Genomic DNA, 21,839 nt, shown 5'->3' on the forward strand with positions numbered 1-21,839 from the left:
CGCCGGTAGGCGCCCCCCGCCCCCGCCCCCACCCGCCCGCACCCCCTCACGCACCCCCGGCCCGGCTCAACCGGCCCCCCAACTCCCGCACGCACTGCACCAGTTCCGCAGGCTCCCGCACCACGAACTCGCACCCCACCATCGCCAACCGCACCGCCAGCCACTCCACCGGATCCCCGGTGTCCCCCCGCACCACACACCAGCCGCCGCCCCCTTCCTCCTCCACCGGCGTCCCCAGCCACCCCGGCAGCCGGGCCCCCACCTCCGCCGCCGACCCGGCGAACGCGACGGCGAACCCGTACGTCTCCTGCCGCCGTTGGATGGACCGCCGCAGGTATTCCGCCGCACTCCCCGTCGGCATCTCCCGCGGAGCGAACCGCGCGCCGGTGGCGAACGTCTCGCTCACCCGGTCGACCCGGAAGGTCCGCCAGTCGTCGCGATCGAGGTCGTACGCCACGAGGTACCACCGCCGCCCCGTGGACACCAGCCGGTACGGCTCCGCCTGCCGCCGGGTCTCGCTCCCGTCCGCCGCCCGGTACGCGAACCGCAACCGCTCCCGCCCCGCGACCGCCGACGCCATCACGGTCAGTGTCTCGGGCGCGATACTCGCCCCGTCCCCGCTGGTCAGCAGCGTGGTCGCGGCCTGGAGCGTGGTCACCCGGTGCCGCAGCCGGGCCGGCAGCACCTGCTCCAGCTTCGCCAGCGCCCGCACCGACGCCTCGTCCACCCCCGCCACGGCATGCCCCGCACCGGCCCGCAGCCCGACCGCGATGGCGACGGCCTCCTCGTCGTCGAGCAGCAGCGGCGGCATCGCCTTCCCGGCGACCAGCCGGTACCCCCCGTCGGCCCCCTTGCTGGCCTCGACGGGGTACCCCAGCTCCCGCAGCCGGTCGATGTCGCGCCGCACGGTACGCCGCGACACCCCGAGCCGGTCGGCGAGCTCACCGCCGGGCCATTCGCGGGGCGTCTGGAGCAGAGACAGCAACTGGAGCAGCCGGGCCGGAGTGTCCGTCGTCATGCAGACGAGGATGCCGTACAACTAGGCCAGGATCTGACCTAGTGCGGCCCTACGGTACGAACATGACTTCCACGGCCACAGGCGCCCCGAAGGGGCGCGGGGAACTGCGCGATCAGCCACGACGAACCGGCACGGACACCGCCACACCGACCCCGACGGCGCTCGAATCGTCGGCCTCCCCCGGTGCACCGCACCGCTGGCTGGCCCTGGCCATCGTCATGACCGCCGCTTTCATGGACCTCGTCGACGTCACGATCGTCAACATCGCCATCCCCTCCATCCAGCGGGACGCCGGTGCCTCCTTCAGCCAGATCCAGTGGATAACCGCCGGCTACGCACTCGCCTTCGCCGCCGGCCTGATCACCGGCGGCCGTCTCGGCGACATCCACGGCCGCAAACGGCTGTTCCTGATCGGCGTCGCGGGATTCACCCTCGCCTCGGCCCTCTGCGGCTTCGCCGCGAACCCGGAGATGCTGGTCGCCTCCCGCATCCTGCAGGGCGGCATGGCCGCGATGATGGTCCCGCAGGTCCTCTCGATCGTGCACGCCACCTTCCCGGCCCACGAACGCGGCAAGGTCTTCGGCCTGTTCGGCGCGATCGTCGGCCTGGGCGCGGTCTCCGGCCCGCTGCTCGGCGCGCTCCTCACCGAGTGGAACCTCCTCGGCCTCGAATGGCGCCCGATCTTCCTGATCAACCTCCCGGTCGGCGTCGCCGCCCTCCTCCTCGGCCGCCGTTACATCAGCGAATCCAGGGCCCCGCGCGCGCTGCGGCTGGACCTCGTCGGCGTCGCCCTGGTCACCGTCGGCCTGCTGATGCTGCTCTACCCGCTGACCCGCGGCCGCGAGCTGGGCTGGCCGCTGTGGGGGTACGCGTCGATGGCCGGCGCGCTCGTCGTCTTCGCCGTACTGGTCGCGTACGAACGCCGCAAGGCGGCCCGCGACGGCTCTCCGCTCGTCGAACCGTCCCTCTTCGCGGTGAAGAGCTTCGCCGCCGGCATCGCCGTGCAGACCGTCTTCGGTGTCGCGCTCGGCATCTTCTTCCTGGTCTGGACGCTGTACATGCAGGTCGGCCTCGGCTGGAGCCCGCTGCACGCCGGCCTGACCGGGGTGCCGTTCTCGATCTCCGTGTCGGTCGCGGCCGGCCTGTCCGTGCAGAAACTGGTCCCGCGCTTCGGCCGCAAGGTGCTCCAGGCCGGCGCCCTGCTGATGGGCCTCGGGGTCCTGCTCTACGTCTGGGAGTCGCACCGCTACGGCCTCGCCATCGCCTCCTGGCAGATGGCCCTGCCGCTGGTCGTGATGGGCGCGGGCATGGGCCTGATCGTCGCCCCGCTGACGGACGCGGTGCTCTCGGAGGTGCCGCGCGAGCACGCCGGTTCCGCCTCCGGCCTGATCAACACCGTGCAGCAGATGGGCAACGCGCTCGGCCTCGGCCTGGTCTCGGTGGTCTTCTACGGCGTCATCGACGACCGCGTGACCTCCTCCGGGGTCGGCCCGGCCTTCGCGGACGCCTTCCGGCACGCCCTGCTCTGGGTGGCCGCCGTCATGGCCGTGATCTTCCTGCTGATGTCCGCCCTGCCGAAGCGCCCGGTACAGCACCTGGAGGCCGGCGGCGAGGAGGAGGCACTCCCGGCGGCGGAGCGCGAGCTCGTCCACTGACCACCGTCAGGCACAGGGCCCGGCGCCGGAAGGCGCCGGGCCCTTCCGCATGGGCATACGGCCGCTTCTGGGCCGCCCTGAACAGGCCGAAAGCCCGATCATGTCCGTTTGTGGCCCGAACCTGTTTACTTTCCGGAAATCCCGGCGTAGCCTCCTCGTGAAACCACAAGTTCGGGCATGAGTCGGACGCAGTCGGACACGAGTCAGGCGTGAGTCGGACATGAACCGGACGTCGGTGGGACGTATCTCGGAGCGGAGGCGCAGGGCATGTACGCACCGGAGCGGCAGCAGGAGATCCTCCGGCTCGCCCGTGACGGCGGCCGGGTGGACGTCGTGTCGCTCGCCGAGGAGTTCCAGGTCACGCAGGAGACGATCCGCCGCGACCTGAAGGCCCTCGACCGCGCAGGACTCGTCCGCCGGGTGCACGGCGGTGCCATCCCGGCCGGACGCCTCGACTTCGAGCCGGACCTCGCCGAACGCGAGTCCACCTCGGCCGACGAGAAGGACCGCATCGCCAAGGCCGCCGTACCGGAACTGCCCACCGAGGGCACCCTGATCCTCGACGCCGGTTCCACGGTCGCCCGCCTGGCCGCGGCCATCCCGCTGGAGGCGTCCCTCACCGTCGTCACCCACAGCCTCCCGATCGCGGCCCGCCTCGCCGACCACCCCGGCATCCAGCTCCACCTCGTCGGGGGGCGCGTACGGCACCGTACGCGCGCCGCCGTGGACGCCTGGGCGCTGCGCGCGTACGGCGAGATCCGGGCCGACGTCCTCTTCGTCGCCGCCAACGGCTTCTCCGCCGACCAGGGCCTGACCACCCCCGACCTCGCCGAGGCCGCGGTCAAGCGGGCGGCCGTCGCCGCGGCCCGCCGGGTGGTCCTGCTCGCCGACTCCGCCAAGCACGGCCAGGAGCACTTCGCCCGCTTCGGCGACATGGGCGACGTGGACCTGCTGATCACCGACAGCGGACTGAGTCCCGAGGACGCCGCCGCCATCGAGCGCGGCGGCACGGAAGTAGTACGAGCATGAGCACCACGAGCACCACGATCGGTACGGGCATGATCCTCACCGTCACCCCCAACCCTTCCCTCGACCGGACCTACGAGGTCCCCGCCCTGGAGCGCGGCGAGGTCAACCGCGCCTCCGGCGAGCGCATGGACCCCGGCGGCAAGGGCGTCAACGTCTCCCGCGCGGTCGCCGCCGCCGGCCGCCGCACGGTCGCCGTCCTGCCTCTGGGCGGAGCACCGGGCGCCCTGATCGCCGACCTGCTCGACGCCCAGGGCATCGCGGTCGCGCCGGTCCCGGTCGCTGGGGCCACCCGCTCCAACATCGCCCTCGCGGAGTCCGACGGGGTGCTCACCAAGATCAACGCGCCGGGCCCGGAACTCTCGGCCGAGGAGCAGGAACTGCTCCTGGAGACCGTGCGCGAGCAGTCCCGCGACGCCGACTGGATCGCCTGCTGCGGCAGCCTGCCGCGCGGGCTCGCGCCCTCCTGGTACGCCGATGTCGTCGCCCGGGCACACGCCGGGGGCGCACGCATCGCGCTCGACACCTCGGGGCGCGCGCTGCTCGAAGCGCTGCGCGCGCAGCCCGACGTGGTGAAGCCGAACGCGGAGGAGCTCGCGGAGGCCGTCGGGCGCCCCCTGGCGACGGTGGGCGACGCGCTGAAGGCGGCCGAGGAGCTGCGCGGCATGGGTGCCCGCGCCGTCCTCGCCAGCCTGGGCGCCGACGGCCAGCTGCTCGTGGAGGACGAGGGCGCCTGGTTCGCGAGCGCCCGCGTGGACGCCGTCCGCAGCAACGTCGGCGCCGGCGACTCCTCCCTCGCCGGTTTCCTCATCGCCGGCGGCAGCGGCCCCAAGGCCCTCGCCTCCGCCGTCGCGCACGGCGCCGCCGCCGTCCAGCTGCCCGGCAGCGTGATGCCCACCCCGGCCGATCTGGACCCGACGGCGGTCACCGTCACCGACGTCGTCCCCGTCGACCGCGAACTGACGGAGCCGGTGTCATGAAGACCCAGACCCGTACGACCGCTCACCCCGCCGCGCCGCTCCCCGGCGCCGGCCGCCGACAACCGGCCCAGGAGCGGCAAGGCGTCTCGTTACTCGCCACGCCGCCGGGCCGTCGGGGCACCCTGAGCCGCCCCGCCGTCCCCGGGAGGCGGGGCTTCCCCGGCCCCGCCTCCCGACCCGCCCCCCACGGCACCCCCGTCCCCACCCCCGCCCACCCCACACTCCGGGCGATACGCGTGCATAGGAGCCCGCGATGAGCGACATGATCACCGCGGACCTGGTCGATCTCGACCTGTCCGCCGACACGAAGGAAGCGGCGGCGCGCGCCCTCGCCGAGCGCATGGTGGCCCTGGGCCGGGTGACCGACCTGGAGGGCTTCCTCGCCGACGTGGCCGCCCGCGAGGCCCAGATGCCGACCGGCCTCGACGGCGGCATCGGCATCCCGCACTGCCGCAGCGCCCACGTCACCGAGCCGACGCTCGCCTTCGGGCGCAGCGCCGCCGGCATCGACTTCGGCGCCCCCGACGGACCGGCCGACCTGATCTTCCTGATCGCGGCCCCCGCCGGCGCCGACGACGCCCACCTCACGATCCTCTCCTCGCTGGCCCGCCAGCTGATGAACAGCGAGTTCACGGACGCGCTGCGGTCGGCGGGCGACGCGGAGACGGCGGCGGCGCTGATCCGCGGCGACGAGACGCCCGCGGCCACGACGGGCGCCGCAGCGGCTGCGAGCGCCTCTCAGAACACCGCTGCGGCGCCGGTGGCGGCCTCCGCCGGCACCGCAGCGGCCACCAAGGACGCAGACCCGGCGGCCGACGAGCGCCCGTTCCGCATCGTCGCCGTCACCTCCTGCCCCACCGGCATCGCCCACACCTACATGGCGGCCGAGTCGCTGGAGAACGCGGGCCGCGAGGCGGGCGTCGAGCTCGTCGTCGAGACGCAGGGCTCGGCCGGCTTCACCCGGCTCGCCCCCGAGGTCATCGCGGCGGCGGACGGCGTGATCTTCGCGCACGACGTGCCCGTCCGCGACAAGGACCGCTTCGCCGGCAAGCCGACCGTCGACGTCGGCGTGAAGGCGGGCATCAACCGCCCCGCCGACCTGATCGGCGAGGTGCGCGCGAAGGCGGCCCGCGGCGAGGTCACGTCCGGCTCCGCACCGGCCACCCCGGTGGAGCGCGCGGGCGAGGCCGGCGAGGGCTACGGCACCAAGCTGCGCAAGTGGCTGATGTCCGGCGTGAGCTACATGGTCCCGTTCGTCGCGGCCGGCGGTCTGCTGATCGCCCTCGGCTTCGCGATCGGCGGCTACGAGATCAAGTCGGCGCCGTCGGTGCTCAACCACTTCGTGTGGACGCAGACCGACAGCTGGGCCGCCCTGATGTTCCAGATCGGCGCCGTCGCCTTCGGCTTCCTGGTGCCGGTCCTGGCCGGCTACATCGCCTACGGCATGGCGGACCGGCCCGGCCTGGTCCCCGGTTTCGTGGGCGGCATGATCGCCTCCACGATCAACGCCGGCTTCCTCGGCGGCCTTGTCGCCGGTCTGCTGGCCGGTGGCGTGGTGATGGCGATCCAGAAGATCGACATCCCGAAGGCGCTGCGCGGCATCATGCCGGTGGTGGTGATCCCGCTGGTCTCCACGGCGATCGTCGGCTTCCTGATGTTCGTCGTGGTCGGCAAGCCCATCGCCTCCGCCCAGAAGGGCATGACCGACTGGCTGAACGGCCTCTCCGGCTCCAACGCCATCCTGCTCGGCGCCCTGCTCGGCCTGATGATGTGCTTCGACCTCGGCGGCCCCGTCAACAAGGTCGCGTACACCTTCGCCACCGCCGGTATCGCGGTCTCCAACCCCAGTGACTCCGCGATGAAGATCATGGCGGCGGTCATGGCGGCCGGCATGGTCCCGCCGCTGGCGATGGCCCTGGCCACCACCGTGCGCGGCAAGCTCTTCACCGAGACCGAGCGCGAGAACGGCAAGGCCGCCTGGGTCCTGGGCGCCTCCTTCATCTCCGAGGGCGCGATCCCGTTCGCGGCCGCCGACCCGCTGCGCGTCATCCCGTCCTCGATGGTGGGCGGCGCCATCACCGGCGCCCTGTCGATGGCCTTCGGCGCCACCCTGCGCGCTCCGCACGGCGGCATCTTCGTGGTCCCGCTGATCGGCAACCCGTTCCTCTACCTGATCGCCATCGCCGCCGGTGTCTGCGTCACCACGGCCCTGGTCGTCCTCCTCAAGGGCCTGCGCAAGCCGGCCCAGCAGGCCTCGGCGGGCGGCTCCGCCGGGACGGCCGCCACCGCGAAGGAGGCGAAGCAGCCGGTCGCGGCCTGATCCCCGCACCGCGTTGCCGTCTTGTCCCTTTGATTCGCTGTGAGTTGTTCACGGCACCTGCGAGATACGTCACGGTCCGGGACCAAAGTCCCGGACCGTGGTGTGTACTGGGGCCTATGCCCGCGCACGTCTCGACTCTCCAGCTGATCGGCATGGCCGCGCTCACCCTGGCGACCGTCGCCTGGGCGGCCGTCGTGACGCGCCTGCTGCGCCGCAACCGCCGCGAAGCCCTCGCCTGGCACGCCGCGCGCACCCTTCCCGCCTTCCCGCACCAGCACGTGGCCGCCCCGCCCCGCGAGGCCGTCGAACTGACCCCCGCCGAACAGGACGCCTTCGCCGGCCTGGTACGACGCCTCGGCGGCCGCTGAGCCTCCCGGGACGGGGGCGGGCTACCTCTGCCGCGCCGCCCGCCGCTCCATCGCGTCCCTGGCGGCGTCCTCCGACGGGTACACCTCGCACATGTGCCGGCCGTCCGGTGTCGCCGTGTGCTCGACCTCCCACAGGGCTAGCTCCCGGCCGTCCCGCAGCAGGAACGCGTGCTCGTAGAGCGAGAAGGTCAGCCCCGGCCTGCCCGTCCGCCCGGGCCGTCCGAACGCCTGGGTGATCTGGTGCGCGAACGCCGCCGACAGCGCCTCCGCCGTCTCCGCGCCCGGCCGGTCCGGGTTCTCCGCGCGGCGCAGCAGCCGGCGCGCGTGGTCCGCCGAGTCGTCCGGCACGTACACGTGCCGCGGCTCCGGGACCGGCGCCAGCGTCACCAGCACGGGCAGCTCGAAGTCCGGGGCGTCCGCCGGCAACGGCAGCCGCGCGGTCGCGGCCCGCAGCTCCTCCTCGTCGACGTACACCTCGTGCTGCGGGTCGCCGCCCGGCACGGTGTTGTGCACGAGCTCCCACAGCGTGACCGCGGAGCCGTCGGCCAGCAGCCAGGTGTGCCGGTACGTCTCCCGGTGCAGCCCCGCGCTGTGGTGCGCGGAGTGCAGCGAACTGTCGTGCGCCAGCGCGCAGTCCAGCTGCCTTATGGCCTCGTCCGGCAACTCGAAGGAGTTCAGGGCACGGCCGAGGAGCCGCGCGAGGTGCTCCTCCGGAGACTCGGGCGACTCGGCTGGTTCGTACGCTGCCGTCTCGTACGGAACGCTCAAGGTTTCTCCCGGCGTTGCTGCATGTCACCTTGTGGGTGCATACCGTAGCCCCTCGGTCGGACATCATGTCCGGGAACCGAGAAAACGTACGCCGGGAAAACGCGCGGGCCGCGCGAAAAGTTCCCGCGCGGCCCGGCGAACAGTCAAAAGGTGCCGGTCAGACGGCGCTTCCCGCGGTCCACTCGCTCCACGACAGGTTCCACCCGTTGAGGCCGTTGTCCGGCTGCACGGTCTTGTCGGGGGAGTTCTTCACGATCACGACGTCCCCGATGAGCGAGTTGTCGTAGAACCACTTGGCCGTCGTGTCCCCCTGCGCGCCCTGGACGTCCGCGAGCCCCACGCAGCCGTGGCTGGTGCCCTGCTGCCCGAACGGCGGGTTGGACTTGTTGTACCAGTAGTTGCCGTGGATGAACGTCCCCGACGTCGTCAGCCGCATCGCGTGCGGCACGTCCGGGATGTCGTACTCCCCGCCGAGGCCCACCGTCTGGCTGTTCATCCGGGTCTGGGTGAACTTCTCGGAGATCACCATCTGCCCGTTGTACGTCGTGTGCTCGGGGCTGCCCGTGGACACCGGCACCGACTTGAGGACCTTGCCGTCCCGCACCACCGTCATGGTCTGCGTGTTCGCGTCCACCGTGGAGACCTGCGAACGGCCGACGGTGAACGACACCGTCTTCTTCTGCACCCCGTAGACGCCGTTCGCGCCCTCGACGCCGTCCAGGTCGATCTTCATCGTGACCTTGGAGCCGGCCTTCCAGTAGTCCTGCGGCCGGAAGTCCAGCCGCTGCGCCCCGAACCAGTGGCCCACCACCTGCTGGCCGCTGCTGGACGTGACCGTGATGTGCGACTGCACGGCCTTCTTGTCGGTGATGACCTTGTCGAAGTTGAACGACACCGGCATCCCCACGCCGACCGTCGTCCCGTTGTCCGGCGTGTACGTGCCGATGTAGCTGTTCGCCGAGTCGACGGTGGTGAAGATGGAGTTGGCCGCCGCCGTGAGCCCCTTGGAGTCCTTGGCGGTCGCCGATATCTCGTACTTCGTGCCGCGCTCCAGCTGCTCCTTCGGCTTCCAGCTGCCGCCGTCCGCCGAGAGGGTGCCGTCCACGGCCTGCCCCGACCCCGCCACGGTCATCTTGACGTCGGTCAGCTTCCCGTCGCTGACCTGCACGCCGGTCGTGTTGATGGACGCGCCGGTCGAACCGTCCTTCGCCGAGATCACGATCTTCGCGGTCGACGTCTTCGCGGCGGTGTCCTGCCCGCCCTTGGCGCCGTCGCTCTTGTCGTTGGCGTTGGCGTTGCCGCCGCAGGCGGTGAGGGTGAGGGCGCCGACCATCAGGGCGGCACAGGCCCCCAGTGCGCGCCGCGCTGCAATGTCCGGCGATGTCACGGGCTGCTCCAGGTTCATGTGAGTTCTTGTGATGTGCGTGATCCGCTCCAGTGCGTGGAGAAAGAGGCCGGAGGCCCCCCTCGGGGTTCCCTCCGGCGCCCGCGAACGCCATCACGTGACAGAACCAGGACAATCGACAGCTACGCGCAAGGTTCCGGACGCGCCCGTGGCCGTCGTCAGCGCGCCCCGTACAACTCGCTGTACGACGGCCACACCCCGCCCGGCCCGTCCACCGACTCGGCGGCCTTTACCGCCCGCACGATCGCGCGGGTCACCAGGTCCGCGCCGGCCGCGAGGATCTCGTTGAGCGCGAGCGGGTGCTTGTCCAGCGGCCGCCCCCCCGTCGCCAGCGCGAACACCGTGTCCCCGTCATTGAGCAGGTGCACCGGCCGGACGGCGCGCGCGATCCCGTCGTGCGCCGTCCCGGCCAGCTTCTGCGCCTGCGCCTTGGAGAGTCCGGCATCGGTCGCGACCACCGCGAGCGTGGTGTTGAGCGGCGGCAGCCCGTTCCGGGCGGCGGTCTCGGCGAGCCGCCGGCGCGCGTCCTCGTGCACCCGCTCCTCGGGATACTCCACCCGCCCCTCGAACAACTCCCCGTACAACGCCCCCGTTTCCGGATCGAGGACCGCGCCGGCCGCGTTGGCCACCACCAGCGCGGCCACCGTGATCCCCGAGTCCAGCACGGTGCTCGCGCTGCCCACCCCGCCCTTCAGCGCCCCGGCCACGGCGCCCGTACCCGCGCCCACGCACCCCTGTGGCACCCGGGCTCCCGGCTCGCTCGCCGCGGCCGCCTCGACCGCCGCCCGCCCGGTCGCCGCGTCCGGCCGGGCCCGGAAGTCCCCGCCCCGACCCAGATCGAAGACACAGGCGGCGGGCACCACCGGCACCACATGCGCCGGATCCGGCCCCACCCGCATCCCGCGTCCCCGCTCCTCCAGCCAGGCCATCACCCCGGACGCCGCGTCGAGCCCGTACGCGCTGCCGCCCGTGAGCACGATCGCCTCCACCCGCTCCACCAGGTTGCGCGGATCGAGCGCGTCCGTCTCCTTGGTGCCCGGGCCCCCGCCCCGCACGTCCACGGCGGCCACCGCGCCGCCCTCGGGGGCCAGGACGACCGTGGTGCCGGTGAGCAGGCCCTCGCCGGTGCGGGTGGCGTGTCCCACCCGCAGCCCGGGCACGTCCGTCAATGCGTCAACTGTCATGACGGCCAGTCTGGCCCAGCCCGGCCCGCTCCTGGCCCGCTCCTGGTCCGCCCCCGGACCGGTCAGGAGGCGGCCGTGGCGGCCTGCGCGGGGCGCTCGCGGCCGGCCGTGCGCGCCGTCAGCGTCGTGCCGGTCGCCACCGCCAGCGCGGAAACGACGCCCGCCGCCGGCACCGCCCAGTCGCCGAGGAACGTGCAGCAGACCACCAGCAGCGCCGTCACCGGCAGCACCAGCTGCTGGGCGAGACCCACCTTGAAGTGCCGCGAGTGCAGCGCCCACACGGTCAGCAGGTACAGCGCCGTCGGCACGGTCACGGCCGTCGACGCGGCCGTCGTGGAGATGTGCGCCTTGCCGACCGCGTCCTCGACGGCCACCTCGATGCCGGCGCCGATCGAGGCCGCCGACGCGAAGATCAGGTAGTGGCCGTAACCCCACAGGAAGGACTGTCTGTTGGAGCGCAGATGGCCGTGGATCGGCACCACGAAGTAGATCCACCACGCCGAGAAGACGATCAGCAGGCCGCCCGCCGCGATCGGCAGCAGCTCCGCGAGCGCGTCGTGCTCGGCCACGGCCGACTTCACGGCGACCGTCGCCGCCGAGATCGTCTCGCCGAGCACGATGATCGTGAACAGCCCGAAGCGCTCGGCGATGTGGTGCGGGTGCCAGGAGGTGCTGTGCTCCTTCTCGGCGTACACGGGCACGCACAGCTCGGCGATCGCCATCACCAGGAACACCCAGGGGCGCCCGTGCGGCGGCAGCACCACGAGACCGACCCAGCCGACCTGGCACAGCAGCACCCCGCCCGCGTACCGGAGCGCCATGGTCCGCTCCGCCCCCTCGGCCTCCCGCGCGGCCCGCAGCCACTGCGAGGCCAGCGCCAGCCGCATGATCACGTAGCCGATCAGGACCAGTGCGAAGTCGTGGTCCGCGAAGGCCCGCGAGACACCGGCCGCCAGCACCAGCACGCCCGCGATCTGGACCAGGGTGACGACCCGGTAGAGGGCGTCGTCGTTGTCGTAGGCCGAAGCGAACCAGGTGAAGTTCATCCAGGCCCACCAGATGGCGAAGAACAGCATCGCGTAGTTCAGGACGCCCTCGCCCGCGTGGCCTGTGGCGACCGAGTGCACCAGTCCCGCACCCGCCTGGGCGATGGCCACCACGAAGCACAGGTCGAAGAAGAGCTCGAGTGGTGAGGAGACCCGGTGGGACTCCTCGCGCCCGCGCGCGGTGAGGCGGCGCAGCGGCCGGAGGGGCTGGGGCGCGTGCTGTGGGGCGGGAGCCTGAGGGGAACTCGACGTCATGCGTCCAGCACAGCAGAAAAGGGCACCGGCTTGCGAACGGAGCCGCAGGCGGGCGGGCGACCCGGTGGGCGGCAGGACCGCGGGCGGGGCCGCCGGGCGGCCCCGCCCGCCCGGGCGGACCCGAGCCGCGGGCGCCGTAGTCTTGGGACATGACCACCGCCCCCGAGCCCGCGCCGCGCGACCCGAAGCCCGCGCTGATCTTCGACGACCCGCTCGACCGGCAGTCCTCGGACGACACCGACCGCGGCTGGGGCGACCGCCCGGAGGGCGACTCCACGGCCGACCTCAGGCGTTTCCTCGACGAGAAGCCGCCCCACCACCTCTGAGCCCTCCGCGCGACCGTTCGGAGCCTTCGCGGCAGCGCCGCTAACGCTGGATGTGACCGTTTCCGCGCTGCGCCACCAGGGCGTCGCGTATCTCCTTCAGCACCTCCAGCTCGGTCACCTCGACCACCTCGTGCGTGCCCTCCCGCGCCTTCCGGCGGGCCTCCACCCGGGCCAGGTACTTCGCCATCGGCAGGACCATCAGGAAGTACACGACCGCCGCGGTGATCACGAAGGAGAGCGTGGCGCCCAGGACGGAGCCCCACATGATCGGGATACCGCTCTTCACCGTGCCGTCCGCGTTGAGCACGCAGGGGTCCTTCAGGCACGAGCTGTAGCTGTCGAGGTTCTTCGTGCCGATCGCGCCGACCAGCGGGTTGATGAGCCCCTTCACCACCGAGTTGACGATGTTCGTGAAGGCGGCGCCGATGACCACCGCGACTGCCAGATCGACGACGTTGCCGCGCATCAGGAAGGCCTTGAAGCCCTGCCAGATACTCGGTTCCTTCTTCGCGCTCACCTCGGGGACTCTCCTCACATGCACAGGGTGTGGAACAAAACGCTCCGCAACCTACGGCACGGTGCGGCCATCGCGCCCAATCCCGCAGCTCGAACGAGCGACTTGACACAGAGCGTCCCGAAAATCGCCCCAGGCTGTTCAACACAGGGTCACCGCCAGCCGTGCCGTGGCGCTCGCGCCGACCAGTTGTGCGGCGGTGGTCCGCGGGACCGAGAGCACGACCAGCGCCCCGCTCTCCGCGGCCGCGTCGACCGGCTCCGGCAGCTTCGTCACGCGCACCCCGCGTGCGATCACCCGGGCCTCCCCGCCTGCCGCGGGATCCCCGGCCGCGATCACGTCCACCCGGTCGCCGGGGCGCAGCAGCCGGACGGTGGCCGCGTCGGCGATCCGCACCGGTGCCGTCACCATGTCCACGGGCGGGGCGTGCCGTCGTACCGGCTGGGTGACGGCCGGGTGGCCCCGGGGCCGCTCGGCCCGCAGGGGGTCGAGGGCGGTACGCGGTCCCGCCGCGACGAGCGCCGCCGCCGTGACCGCGAGGCCCGCCGCGAGGGCCCGGCCGCGGTGCCGCAGCAGCCGGTCCAGCCGATACCGCCCGCCGCGCACCCGCACCGGTTCGAAGTACGGGACCTCGCAGGTGGCGGGGGCGTCCGTGCCCAGCGGGCGCGGGACGCGGAGGGGAGGGGGGAAGACGGGGGAAGGAGAGGGGGGAACGGACACGGGGATCACCACCTGCGACGAGGAACCGGCTTGCGAGACCACGATGAGGTCTCGTGCCGAAACCCGCCGGAGGCGGTGGGCTACCGACCGGTTGTGGACAACTCGGCCACCCGAACGAGGAGTTCCGCCCGTGTCCGCCCCGCGGAAAGGCCTCGCGTCACGGCCCGCGTCACGACCCGCGTCAGGGCAGCTCGAACCCCGGGTCCATGCCGCCGAGCGCGTTCGTGCACAGGCAGTCCCGTGCCGCGTTCTCCGGCAGGGCCGCCACCGCGTCGAACAGCACGCCGCGCAGCCGGTCCACGTTGGCCGCGAACACCTGCAGCACCTCGTCGTGCGAGACGCCCTCGCCGGTCTCGGCGCCCGCGTCCAGGTCCGTGACCAGCGTCAACGACGCGTAGCAGAGCTCCAGTTCACGGGCGAGCGCCGCCTCGGGATGACCGGTCATGCCCACCACCGACCAGCCCTGCGCCTGGTGCCACAGCGATTCGGCGCGGGTCGAGAAGCGCGGCCCCTCGACCACCACCAGCGTGCCCCCGTCCACCGGCTCCCACTCCCGGCCGTGCGCCGCCTTCAGGGCCGCCGCCCGGCCGGTGGGGCAGTAGGGGTCGGCCAGCGAGACGTGGACCACGTTCGGCACGGCGCCGTCGGGCAGCGGCAGCCCGTCGAAGTACGACTGCGCCCGGGACTTCGTACGGTCCACCAGCTGGTCCGGTACCAGCAGCGTGCCCGGGCCGTACTCGGGGCGCAGACCGCCCACCGCGCACGGGCCGAGCACCTGGCGCACGCCGACGGAGCGCAGCGCCCAGAGGTTGGCCCGGTAGTTGATGCGGTGCGGCGGCAGATGGTGGCCGCGTCCGTGGCGGGGCAGGAAGGCGACCCGGCGGCCGGCGATCTCGCCGAGGAAGAGGGAGTCGCTGGGCGGCCCGTAGGGCGTGTCGACCTGGATCTCGTTCACGTCGTCGAGGAACGAGTAGAAGCCGGAACCGCCGATTACGCCGATCTCTGCGTTCACCATGCGCAGCACACTAGCCGCCCGCCCGAACCGGCCGCCCGGGCACGTGCCGGGGTCCGGGAACGCCTCGGATCCCGCTGTCGCACGACGGCGGGATCCGAGGGGTGAGGTCTCAGGCGGCGGAGCTGCTGGCCGAGCCCGTCGAGGAAGACGTCGAGGACGACGACTTCGAGTCGGAGGTCTTCGAGTCGGACGACTTCGACTCCGACGACGTGCTCGACGACGCCGAGCCCGACTTCGACGCGGGGCTGCTGCTCGACGAGGAGCCGCGGCTGTCGTTGCGGTAGAAGCCCGAGCCCTTGAAGACAATGCCTACCGCGGAGAACACCTTCTTCAGGCGGCCACCGCAGTTGGGGCACTCGGTCAGGGCGTCGTCGGTGAACTTCTGCACCGCCTCGAGGCCCTCGCCGCACTCGGTGCACTGGTACTGGTAGGTCGGCACTGTCTTCCTCCTGGCACTCTCACTCAGTGAGTGCTAACGACGGTCCATAGTGACGTATTCCTGAGGATCAGTCCACCGCCAGCGGTACTCGGTGACCGACGCCACGTGCGACGGTACGGTTCCGGGGACGGGTGATCAGCCGCGAACGCAGCGCCAGGAGGGTCACCAGGGCGAGCAGGGTGCCGGCCATCGGCACCAGGAACCCGGCGCCGCCCCACAGGCGGTCCTCCAGCTGTCCGGCGACCGTGACCGCTGCCGCCTGGCCGAGCGCCACCGCGCCGGTCAGCCACGTGAACGCCTCCGTGCGGGCGCCGGCCGGGACCAGGCCCTCGACCAGCGTGTAGCCGGTGATCAGGGCGGGCGCGATGCACATGCCGACCAGCAGGCCGAGACCGGCCAGGACGAGCACCGAGTGGGACGTCCACAGCGCCGACGCGGTCAGCGCGAGCGCCGCGTAGCCGACCACCAGGCGCCGGTGCGGGGCGGCCTTCCAGGCGAGCGCGCCGCACACGATGCCGGAGAGCATGTTCCCCGCGGCGAAGGTGCCGTACAGGACGCCGTTCAGGCCGGGCTCGCCGATCGACTCGGTGAACGCCGCGAGGGAGACCTGCATGCCGCCGAAGACGGAACCGATGCCGAGGAAGGCGACGACCAGCACGCGTACGCCGGGGACGCGGAGCGCCGAGGCGTGCCGCACGCGCGTGTGGCCGGTGCCGGTCACCTGGGGCTGGGTGCTCTTGCGGGCGGCGAACAGCAGACCGCCGGCCAGGGTGAGCGCGGCTTCCGTGACCAGGCCGGCGGCCGGGGCGACGGTGGTGCACAGGGCGGTCGCGAGCAGCGGGCCGAAGACGAAGGTGAGCTCGTCGGTGACGGACTCGAAGGCGGCCGCGGTGGACATCAGGGGGGAGTCCTGGAGCTTCACGCCCCAGCGGGCTCGCACCATGGGGCCGATCTGCGGCACCGAGGCGCCGGTCGGCACGGCCGCCGCGAACAGTGCCCACAGGGGCGCGTGCGCCAGCGCGAGCGCCGTCAGGACGAGGCCGGACACGGTGTGCACGAGCACGCCGGGGACCAGCACCGCGCGCTGCCCGTAGCGGTCGGCCAGGCGGCCGCTGTAGGGCGCGAACAGCGCCATGGAGACACCGGTGACGGCCGCGGCGGCGCCCGCGGCGCCGTAGGAGCCGGTGGTGTGCTGCACGAGCAGCACGATGGAGATGGTGAGCATCGCGAACGGCTGGCGCGCCGCGAAAGCGGGGAGCAGGAACGTCCAGGCGCCGCGGGTGCGCAGCAGCTGTCCGTATCCCGGGCGGGACGGCGCCGCCGGGTTCTCCGACGGCTCGGTGGTGACCGTGGATGCCACGGCCCGTGCCTTTCTGCCGCCTGGTAGCGCGCCCGTGCGGGGGCGCCGAGAGCTGTCCTCTTGCGCGGAACTGCGGTAGATACCGGCATCCACTGCGAAGAGCGTTCCGGCCGCCGTACGGTCGCGCCAGCTCTGCGTCAGGCAGAGTTGGTTCGATCAAGGTGCTTTCATCGTACAGGGGGGAGGGCGCGGTACACCTGTGAAAATGAGCACCGTGGCCCCCGTTCACCTGGGATTGCCTGAGGTGTGAAGTATCCGAAACACGTCCTTAACGCATGCCCGCCGCCCCGTTCGTGCCCAGCCAGCCCGCCAGCTTGCCCCCGGCGCCGACCGCGCGCAGCCGCCGTTCCGCGGCGTCCCGCACCGGGTCGGTGGCGACCACGAGGAGTTCGTCCCCGCGTCGCAGCACCGTCGCGGGCAGCGGAACAAACGATTTTCCTTCGCGGACGACCAGGGTGACGGCGGCCCCGGCGGGCAGCCGCAGCTCGTTGATCTCCACGCCGTGCATCAGCGATCCCTCGGGGATCGAGACGGACAGCAGGTGCCCGCGCAGCCGCTCCAGGGGCGCGGACTCGATGCCGAGGTCGGCGGCCTCCGGGCCCTCGCCTAGCCGCAGCTTCCGGGCCAGCCAGGGCAGGGTCGGCCCCTGGACGAGGGTGTAGACGACGACCAGGACGAAGACGATGTTGAAGATCCGGTGGCTGGTGTCGACGCCGTTCACCATGGGGATCGTCGCCAGGATGATGGGCACGGCGCCGCGCAGCCCGGCCCAGGACATCAGGGTCTGCTCCGCCCAGGGCACCCGGAACGGCGCGAGGCTGACGATCACGCTCACCGGCCGCGCCACCATGGTGAGCACCAGCCCGATGACGAGGGCGGGCACGATGTCGTCGCCGAGCTCGTGCGGCGTGACCAGCAGGCCGAGCAGGACGAACATGCCGATCTGGGCGATCCAGCCGAGCCCCTCGGCGAATCCGCGGGTGGCCGGCCAGTGCGGCAGCTTGGCGTTGCCGAGCACCATGGAGGCCAGGTAGACCGCGAGGAAGCCGCTGCCGTGCGCCAGTGCGCCGGCCGCGTACGCGGTGACCGCGATGGCCATCACGGCGATCGGGTAGAGGCCGGAGGCGGGCAGCGCGACGTGCCGGAGGCCCCAGGAGCCGAGCCAGCCGACCGCGAGGCCTATGCCCGCGCCGATGGCCAGTTCCATGGCTATCTCGCCCACCAGGACGTACCAGTGCTCGACCGGGCCCGCGGTGGACAGGGCGACGACCAGGATGACCACCGGGGCGTCGTTGAAGCCGGACTCCGCCTCCAGGGTGCCCGTCACGCGCGCGGGCAGCGGAATGCGCCGGAGCACGGAGAACACCGCCGCCGCGTCCGTGGAGGACACCACCGCACCGATGACGAGCGCCTGCCGCCACTCCAGTCCGACCAGGTAGTGCGCGCCCGCGGCGGTGACGCCGACGCTCACCCCGACCCCGACCAGGGCCAGCATGGAGGCGGACGCCAGGACGGGTTCGACCTCCTTCCACTTCGTGCCGAGTCCGCCCTCGGCCAGGATCACGACCAGGGCTGCGTATCCGATGAGCTGGGTCAGTTCGGCGTTGGCGAAGTGGATGCCGCCGATGCCGTCCTGGCCCATGAGGACGCCGATCCCCAGGTACACGAGCAGGCTGGGGAGCCCGCTGCGCGAGGAGATCCGGACGGCCGCGACGGCGACGAGCAGGACCACGGAGCAGACGAGCAGAAGCTGGTTGAGGTGGTGGACAGTCAGCGGCGGTTCCCTTCCTTGGCTCGCGCGCGGGCGACGCGGAAGCTCACGTACACAGGACCGAGAGTGCGGCACTACGCACCCAAGTACTTCGTTACCTTACCTAACTCTTGACGCTTTCTTGACGCTTCCCGAGGCAAGATCGAACGCCCGTGCCCGCCGGATCCCTACTCCGCGTCAAGTGGCGTAGGGCCCTGCGCCTATGGTTGCTCCAGCACTCCAGGACCGCCTGCCGCTCGCGTTAGGACAGCAAGGACAGCGATGCCCCCCAACACCACCGCCACAACGGGTGACAAGCCTGGCAAGTCCGGCAGGAAGAAGGGGCGCAGAGCCCGACTGATCGTGCTCGTGCTCGTCCTTGCCGTCATCGGTGGCGTCTTCTACGGGGCGTACTGGTCGGTCAGCACTGTCCGCGCGTCCTTCCCGCAGACCAAGGGTTCGATCACGCTCGAGGGCCTCTCCGGGCCCGTGACCGTGAAGCGGGACGGCTACGGCATCCCGCAGATATACGCCTCGACCGACGAGGACCTGTTCATGGCGCAGGGCTACGTCCAGGCGCAGGACCGGTTCTACGAGATGGACGTGCGCCGTCACATGACGTCCGGGCGCCTGTCGGAGATGTTCGGCAAGGGCCAGGTGAAGAACGACGAGTTCCTGCGCACCATGGGCTGGGACCGGGTCGCGAAGGAGGAGTACGACACCAAGCTGTCGGCCTCCACGAAGAAGTACCTCCAGGCCTACTCCAAGGGGGTCAACGCCTACCTCCAGGGCAAGAGCGGCAAGAACATCTCCCTGGAGTACGCGGCCCTCGGGTTCGTCAACGACTACACGCCCGAGCAGTGGACCCCCGTCGACTCGGTCTCCTGGCTGAAGGCGATGGCCTGGGACCTGCGCGGCAACATGGACGACGAGATCGACCGCGCCCTGATGACCAGCCGTCTCGGGCCGCAGCAGATCAAGGACCTCTACCCGGACTACCCGTACAGCCGCAACCAGCCGATCGTCCAGCAGGGCCAGTACGACGAGGTCACCAAGACGTTCGAGCAGAGCGACTCCACGAGCGGCTCCGGGACCTCGGCGGGCACGAGCGGCACCACGACCTCGTCGTCCACCGGTTCGGCGCTCACGAGCCAGCTGGAGAGCCTCTACAACGTCCTGGACGACGTCCCCACGGCCGTCGGCGTGAACGGCCAGGGCATCGGGTCCAACTCCTGGGTCGTCGGCGGCCAGTACACCATCACCGGCAAGCCGCTGCTCGCCAACGACCCGCACCTGTCGGCGTCGCTGCCGTCCGTCTGGTACCAGATGGGCCTGCACTGCACCACGGTCTCCAGCAAGTGCCAGTACGACGTCACCGGCTACACCTTCGCCGGCATGCCCGGCGTGATCATCGGCCACAACGCCGACATCGCCTGGGGCATGACCAACTCCGGGGTCGACGTCACCGACCTCTACCTGGAGAAGCTCTCCGGCGACGGCTACCTGTACGACGGCAAGACCAAGCCCTTCACGACCCGCACGGAGACCATCAAGGTCGCCGGGGGCGCGTCCAAGAAGATCGTCGTACGCCAGACCGCCGACGGCATGCCGCTGCTGTCCGACCGCGACGACGAACTCGTCGAGGTCGGCAAGAAGGCCTCCGTGGACACCGCCGCACCCGACCGCGGCGACGGCTACGGCATCGCCCTGAGGTGGACCGCCCTGGACCCGGGCACCACCATGGACGCCGTCTTCGCCCTCGACAAGGCGTCCGACTGGGCCTCCTTCCGGGACGCGGCGGCCCAGTTCGACGTGCCCTCGCAGAACCTGATCTACGCCGACACCAAGAACAACATCGGCTACACCCTGCCGGGCAAGATCCCCACGCGCTCGTCGGCGGACGACGGCTCCATCCCGGCGCCGGGCTGGGACTCCACGTACAAGTGGACCGGCTTCATCAAGCAGGACGAGCTGCCCTACGAGTACGACCCGAAGCGCGGCTACATCGTCACCGCCAACCAGGCCGTGATCGACAAGGACAAGTACCCCTACACGCTCACCACGGACTGGGGATACGGCACCCGCAGTCAGCGCATCACCGACCTGATCGAGTCGAAGATCAAGGACGGCGGCAAGATCTCCACCGACGACATGCGCCAGATGCAGACGGACAACAGCAGCGAGATCGCCAAGCTGCTGGTGCCCAAGCTGCTGAAGATCAACCTCGACGACAAGGACGTCCGCGAGGCGCAGAAGCTCCTCGAGGGCTGGGACTACACCCAGGACGCCGACTCCGCGGCCGCGGCCTACTTCAACGCTGTGTGGCGCAACATCCTCAAGCTCGCCTTCGGCAACAAGCTGCCCAAGGAGCTGCGGGTCAAGGGCCAGTGCCTGTGGGTCGACAAGATCGACAGCACCGGTCCGGTGGACGACGACACCAAGGTGCGCGAGTGCGGCGAGCGTGACGCCGACCAGGCCCAGCCGGACGGCGGCGACCGCTGGTTCGAGGTGGTCCGCAACCTCATGAACAAGCCGGACAGCGACTGGTGGAAGACGCCGGCCGGAGCGGGCGACCGCCCCAAGGCCGACAACATGGACGAGCTCTTCAAGCGCGCCATGATCGACGCCCGCTGGGAGCTGACCGCCAAGCTCGGCAAGGACATCGACACCTGGAGCTGGGGCCGGCTGCACCGCCTGTTCCTGAAGAACCAGACCCTGGGCACCGACGGCCCGGCCGTCGTCCAGTACATCCTCAACCGCGGCCCCTGGAAGCTCAGCGGCGGCGAGGCCACGGTCGACGCGACCGGCTGGAACGCCGCCGGCGGCTACGGCGTCGTCTGGGTGCCCTCCATGCGGATGGTCGTCAACCTCGACGACCTGGACAAATCCAAGTGGATCAACCTCACCGGAGCCTCCGGTCACGCCTTCAGCGCCCACTACACCGACCAGACGGGCAAGTGGGCCGACGGCGAACTGCTCCCGTGGTCGTTCTCGGACAAGGCGGTCGACGACAGCACCAGCGACACCCTCGTCCTCAAGCCCTGAGCCGGAGGGCCTGAGCCCGACGGCCACCGCCACTGAAACGGCCCTCCACGCACGCGTGGAGGGCCGTTTTCGCACCAGCGCGGCTCTCTCAGGGGCTCGCGAACCGGCGCACCCCCGACGGCGTCACCACCACCTGCACCGGCCGGTCGTGCGCCTGGGCGGGTACCCGCTCGACGACCTCCGTGTCGTACAGCAGCACCACGAGCGCCGGGCGCGCGCCCGCGCGCTCCAGACGCGCCAGCACCCGGTCGTACGACCCGCCGCCGCGCCCCAGGCGCATCCCGCGCGCGTCCACCGCGAGCCCCGGCAGCAGCACGACGTCCGCGGCGAGCACGGCGTCCGGCCCCAGGCGTTCACCGGAGGGTTCGAACAGTGCCATCTTCCCGCCGTGTTGGACGCGGGCGAGGGAGCCCTCCCCGGCGTACGCGCCCCAGTCCAGGTCGTGGTCCGGCAGGAGCGCGGGGAGCAGCACGCGCACCCCCCGCGTGACCAGCGCGTCCAGCAGCGTGAGCGTGCCGGGCTCGCTCCCGACCGAGACGTACGCCGCCACCGTGCGCGCATGCGCCAACTCGGGCAGTTCCAGCGCGTGCCCGGCCAGCGCGTCGGCCGCTTCCCTGACGACATCCGTCGTCAACCTGTTCCTCA

General features: G+C 71.7%; 19 protein-coding genes. 7 read left to right on the forward strand and 12 right to left on the reverse strand.

The window, feature by feature from the left end; translation table 11 throughout:
* Positions 1–46 precede the first annotated feature (46 nt).
* Positions 47–1,018: a helix-turn-helix transcriptional regulator gene (locus ACFY6U_RS41520; RefSeq protein ID WP_390046831.1), complete on the reverse strand. Its 972-nt coding sequence runs from the start codon at positions 1,016–1,018 to the stop codon at positions 47–49.
* Between the two features lie 62 nt (positions 1,019–1,080).
* Here ACFY6U_RS41520 and ACFY6U_RS41525 point away from each other — a divergent pair, with 62 nt between their 5' ends.
* The 5 genes from ACFY6U_RS41525 (at position 1,081) to ACFY6U_RS41545 (ending at position 7,367) form a co-directional block, all read left to right on the forward strand.
* The gene (locus ACFY6U_RS41525) at positions 1,081–2,673 is read left to right on the forward strand and encodes an MFS transporter (protein WP_390046833.1); all 1,593 of its coding nucleotides are present in this window, start codon (positions 1,081–1,083) and stop codon (positions 2,671–2,673) included.
* A 267-nt stretch (positions 2,674–2,940) separates the two neighbouring features.
* Positions 2,941–3,702 carry a DeoR/GlpR family DNA-binding transcription regulator gene (locus tag ACFY6U_RS41530; protein ID WP_351488291.1) on the forward strand — a complete coding sequence of 254 codons (762 nt, stop codon included), beginning with the start codon at positions 2,941–2,943 and terminating at the stop codon, positions 3,700–3,702.
* 29 nt (positions 3,703–3,731) lie between these two features.
* On the forward strand, positions 3,732–4,679 hold the full coding sequence (gene pfkB / locus ACFY6U_RS41535; RefSeq protein WP_390047130.1) for a 1-phosphofructokinase: 948 nt from the start codon (positions 3,732–3,734) through the stop codon (positions 4,677–4,679).
* Positions 4,680–4,932: 253 nt separating this feature from the next.
* On the forward strand, positions 4,933–6,999 hold the full coding sequence (locus ACFY6U_RS41540; protein ID WP_390046835.1) for a fructose-specific PTS transporter subunit EIIC: 2,067 nt from the start codon (positions 4,933–4,935) through the stop codon (positions 6,997–6,999).
* Between the two features lie 116 nt (positions 7,000–7,115).
* Positions 7,116–7,367 carry a hypothetical protein gene (locus tag ACFY6U_RS41545; RefSeq protein ID WP_390046837.1) on the forward strand — a complete coding sequence of 84 codons (252 nt, stop codon included), beginning with the start codon at positions 7,116–7,118 and terminating at the stop codon, positions 7,365–7,367.
* Between the two features lie 21 nt (positions 7,368–7,388).
* On the opposite strand, the gene ACFY6U_RS41550 is transcribed toward ACFY6U_RS41545, so the two are convergent.
* The 4 genes from ACFY6U_RS41550 to ACFY6U_RS41565 form a co-directional block, all read right to left on the reverse strand.
* Complete coding sequence (locus ACFY6U_RS41550) at positions 7,389–8,135, reverse strand: DUF6227 family protein (RefSeq protein WP_390046839.1); 747 nt, start codon at positions 8,133–8,135, stop codon at positions 7,389–7,391.
* A 157-nt stretch (positions 8,136–8,292) separates the two neighbouring features.
* Positions 8,293–9,522 carry an Ig-like domain-containing protein gene (locus ACFY6U_RS41555; protein WP_390047132.1) on the reverse strand — a complete coding sequence of 410 codons (1,230 nt, stop codon included), beginning with the start codon at positions 9,520–9,522 and terminating at the stop codon, positions 8,293–8,295.
* Between the two features lie 176 nt (positions 9,523–9,698).
* Positions 9,699–10,724 carry a P1 family peptidase gene (locus ACFY6U_RS41560; protein WP_390046841.1) on the reverse strand — a complete coding sequence of 342 codons (1,026 nt, stop codon included), beginning with the start codon at positions 10,722–10,724 and terminating at the stop codon, positions 9,699–9,701.
* 62 nt (positions 10,725–10,786) lie between these two features.
* Complete coding sequence (locus tag ACFY6U_RS41565) at positions 10,787–12,025, reverse strand: low temperature requirement protein A (protein WP_390046842.1); 1,239 nt, start codon at positions 12,023–12,025, stop codon at positions 10,787–10,789.
* 149 nt (positions 12,026–12,174) lie between these two features.
* Here ACFY6U_RS41565 and ACFY6U_RS41570 point away from each other — a divergent pair, with 149 nt between their 5' ends.
* Positions 12,175–12,351 (forward strand): hypothetical protein, encoded by a 177-nt coding sequence (locus ACFY6U_RS41570; protein ID WP_390046844.1) that lies wholly within the window; start codon positions 12,175–12,177, stop codon positions 12,349–12,351.
* 40 nt (positions 12,352–12,391) lie between these two features.
* Here ACFY6U_RS41570 and mscL read toward each other — a convergent pair whose 3' ends face one another.
* The 6 genes from mscL to ACFY6U_RS41600 all read right to left on the reverse strand — a co-directional run bounded on the left by mscL (position 12,392) and on the right by ACFY6U_RS41600 (position 18,245).
* Positions 12,392–12,868 carry a large conductance mechanosensitive channel protein MscL gene (gene mscL, locus ACFY6U_RS41575; protein ID WP_390046846.1) on the reverse strand — a complete coding sequence of 159 codons (477 nt, stop codon included), beginning with the start codon at positions 12,866–12,868 and terminating at the stop codon, positions 12,392–12,394.
* Between the two features lie 138 nt (positions 12,869–13,006).
* Positions 13,007–13,585, reverse strand: coding sequence for a hypothetical protein (locus tag ACFY6U_RS41580; protein WP_390046848.1), 579 nt, complete (start codon positions 13,583–13,585; stop codon positions 13,007–13,009).
* A gap of 181 nt (positions 13,586–13,766) precedes the next feature.
* Positions 13,767–14,600 carry an S-methyl-5'-thioadenosine phosphorylase gene (locus ACFY6U_RS41585; RefSeq protein WP_390046850.1) on the reverse strand — a complete coding sequence of 278 codons (834 nt, stop codon included), beginning with the start codon at positions 14,598–14,600 and terminating at the stop codon, positions 13,767–13,769.
* A gap of 109 nt (positions 14,601–14,709) precedes the next feature.
* Positions 14,710–15,039, reverse strand: coding sequence for an FmdB family zinc ribbon protein (locus ACFY6U_RS41590; protein WP_351488264.1), 330 nt, complete (start codon positions 15,037–15,039; stop codon positions 14,710–14,712).
* A gap of 67 nt (positions 15,040–15,106) precedes the next feature.
* Positions 15,107–16,399, reverse strand: a complete 1,293-nt coding sequence (locus ACFY6U_RS41595) for an MFS transporter (protein ID WP_390046852.1) — start codon at positions 16,397–16,399, stop codon at positions 15,107–15,109.
* Between the two features lie 268 nt (positions 16,400–16,667).
* Positions 16,668–18,245 carry a potassium/proton antiporter gene (locus ACFY6U_RS41600; protein ID WP_390046854.1) on the reverse strand — a complete coding sequence of 526 codons (1,578 nt, stop codon included), beginning with the start codon at positions 18,243–18,245 and terminating at the stop codon, positions 16,668–16,670.
* Between the two features lie 186 nt (positions 18,246–18,431).
* Here ACFY6U_RS41600 and ACFY6U_RS41605 point away from each other — a divergent pair, with 186 nt between their 5' ends.
* Positions 18,432–21,194: a penicillin acylase family protein gene (locus ACFY6U_RS41605; protein WP_390046856.1), complete on the forward strand. Its 2,763-nt coding sequence runs from the start codon at positions 18,432–18,434 to the stop codon at positions 21,192–21,194.
* Between the two features lie 88 nt (positions 21,195–21,282).
* On the opposite strand, the gene ACFY6U_RS41610 is transcribed toward ACFY6U_RS41605, so the two are convergent.
* A complete protein-coding gene (locus ACFY6U_RS41610) occupies positions 21,283–21,828 on the reverse strand; it encodes a 5-formyltetrahydrofolate cyclo-ligase (RefSeq protein WP_390046858.1) in 546 nt (181 codons plus the stop codon).
* Positions 21,829–21,839: the final 11 nt, after the last annotated feature.

The organism is Streptomyces sp. NPDC013157 (genome assembly GCF_042899865.1).
In the GTDB taxonomy this organism is placed as follows: Bacteria; Actinomycetota; Actinomycetes; order Streptomycetales; family Streptomycetaceae; genus Streptomyces.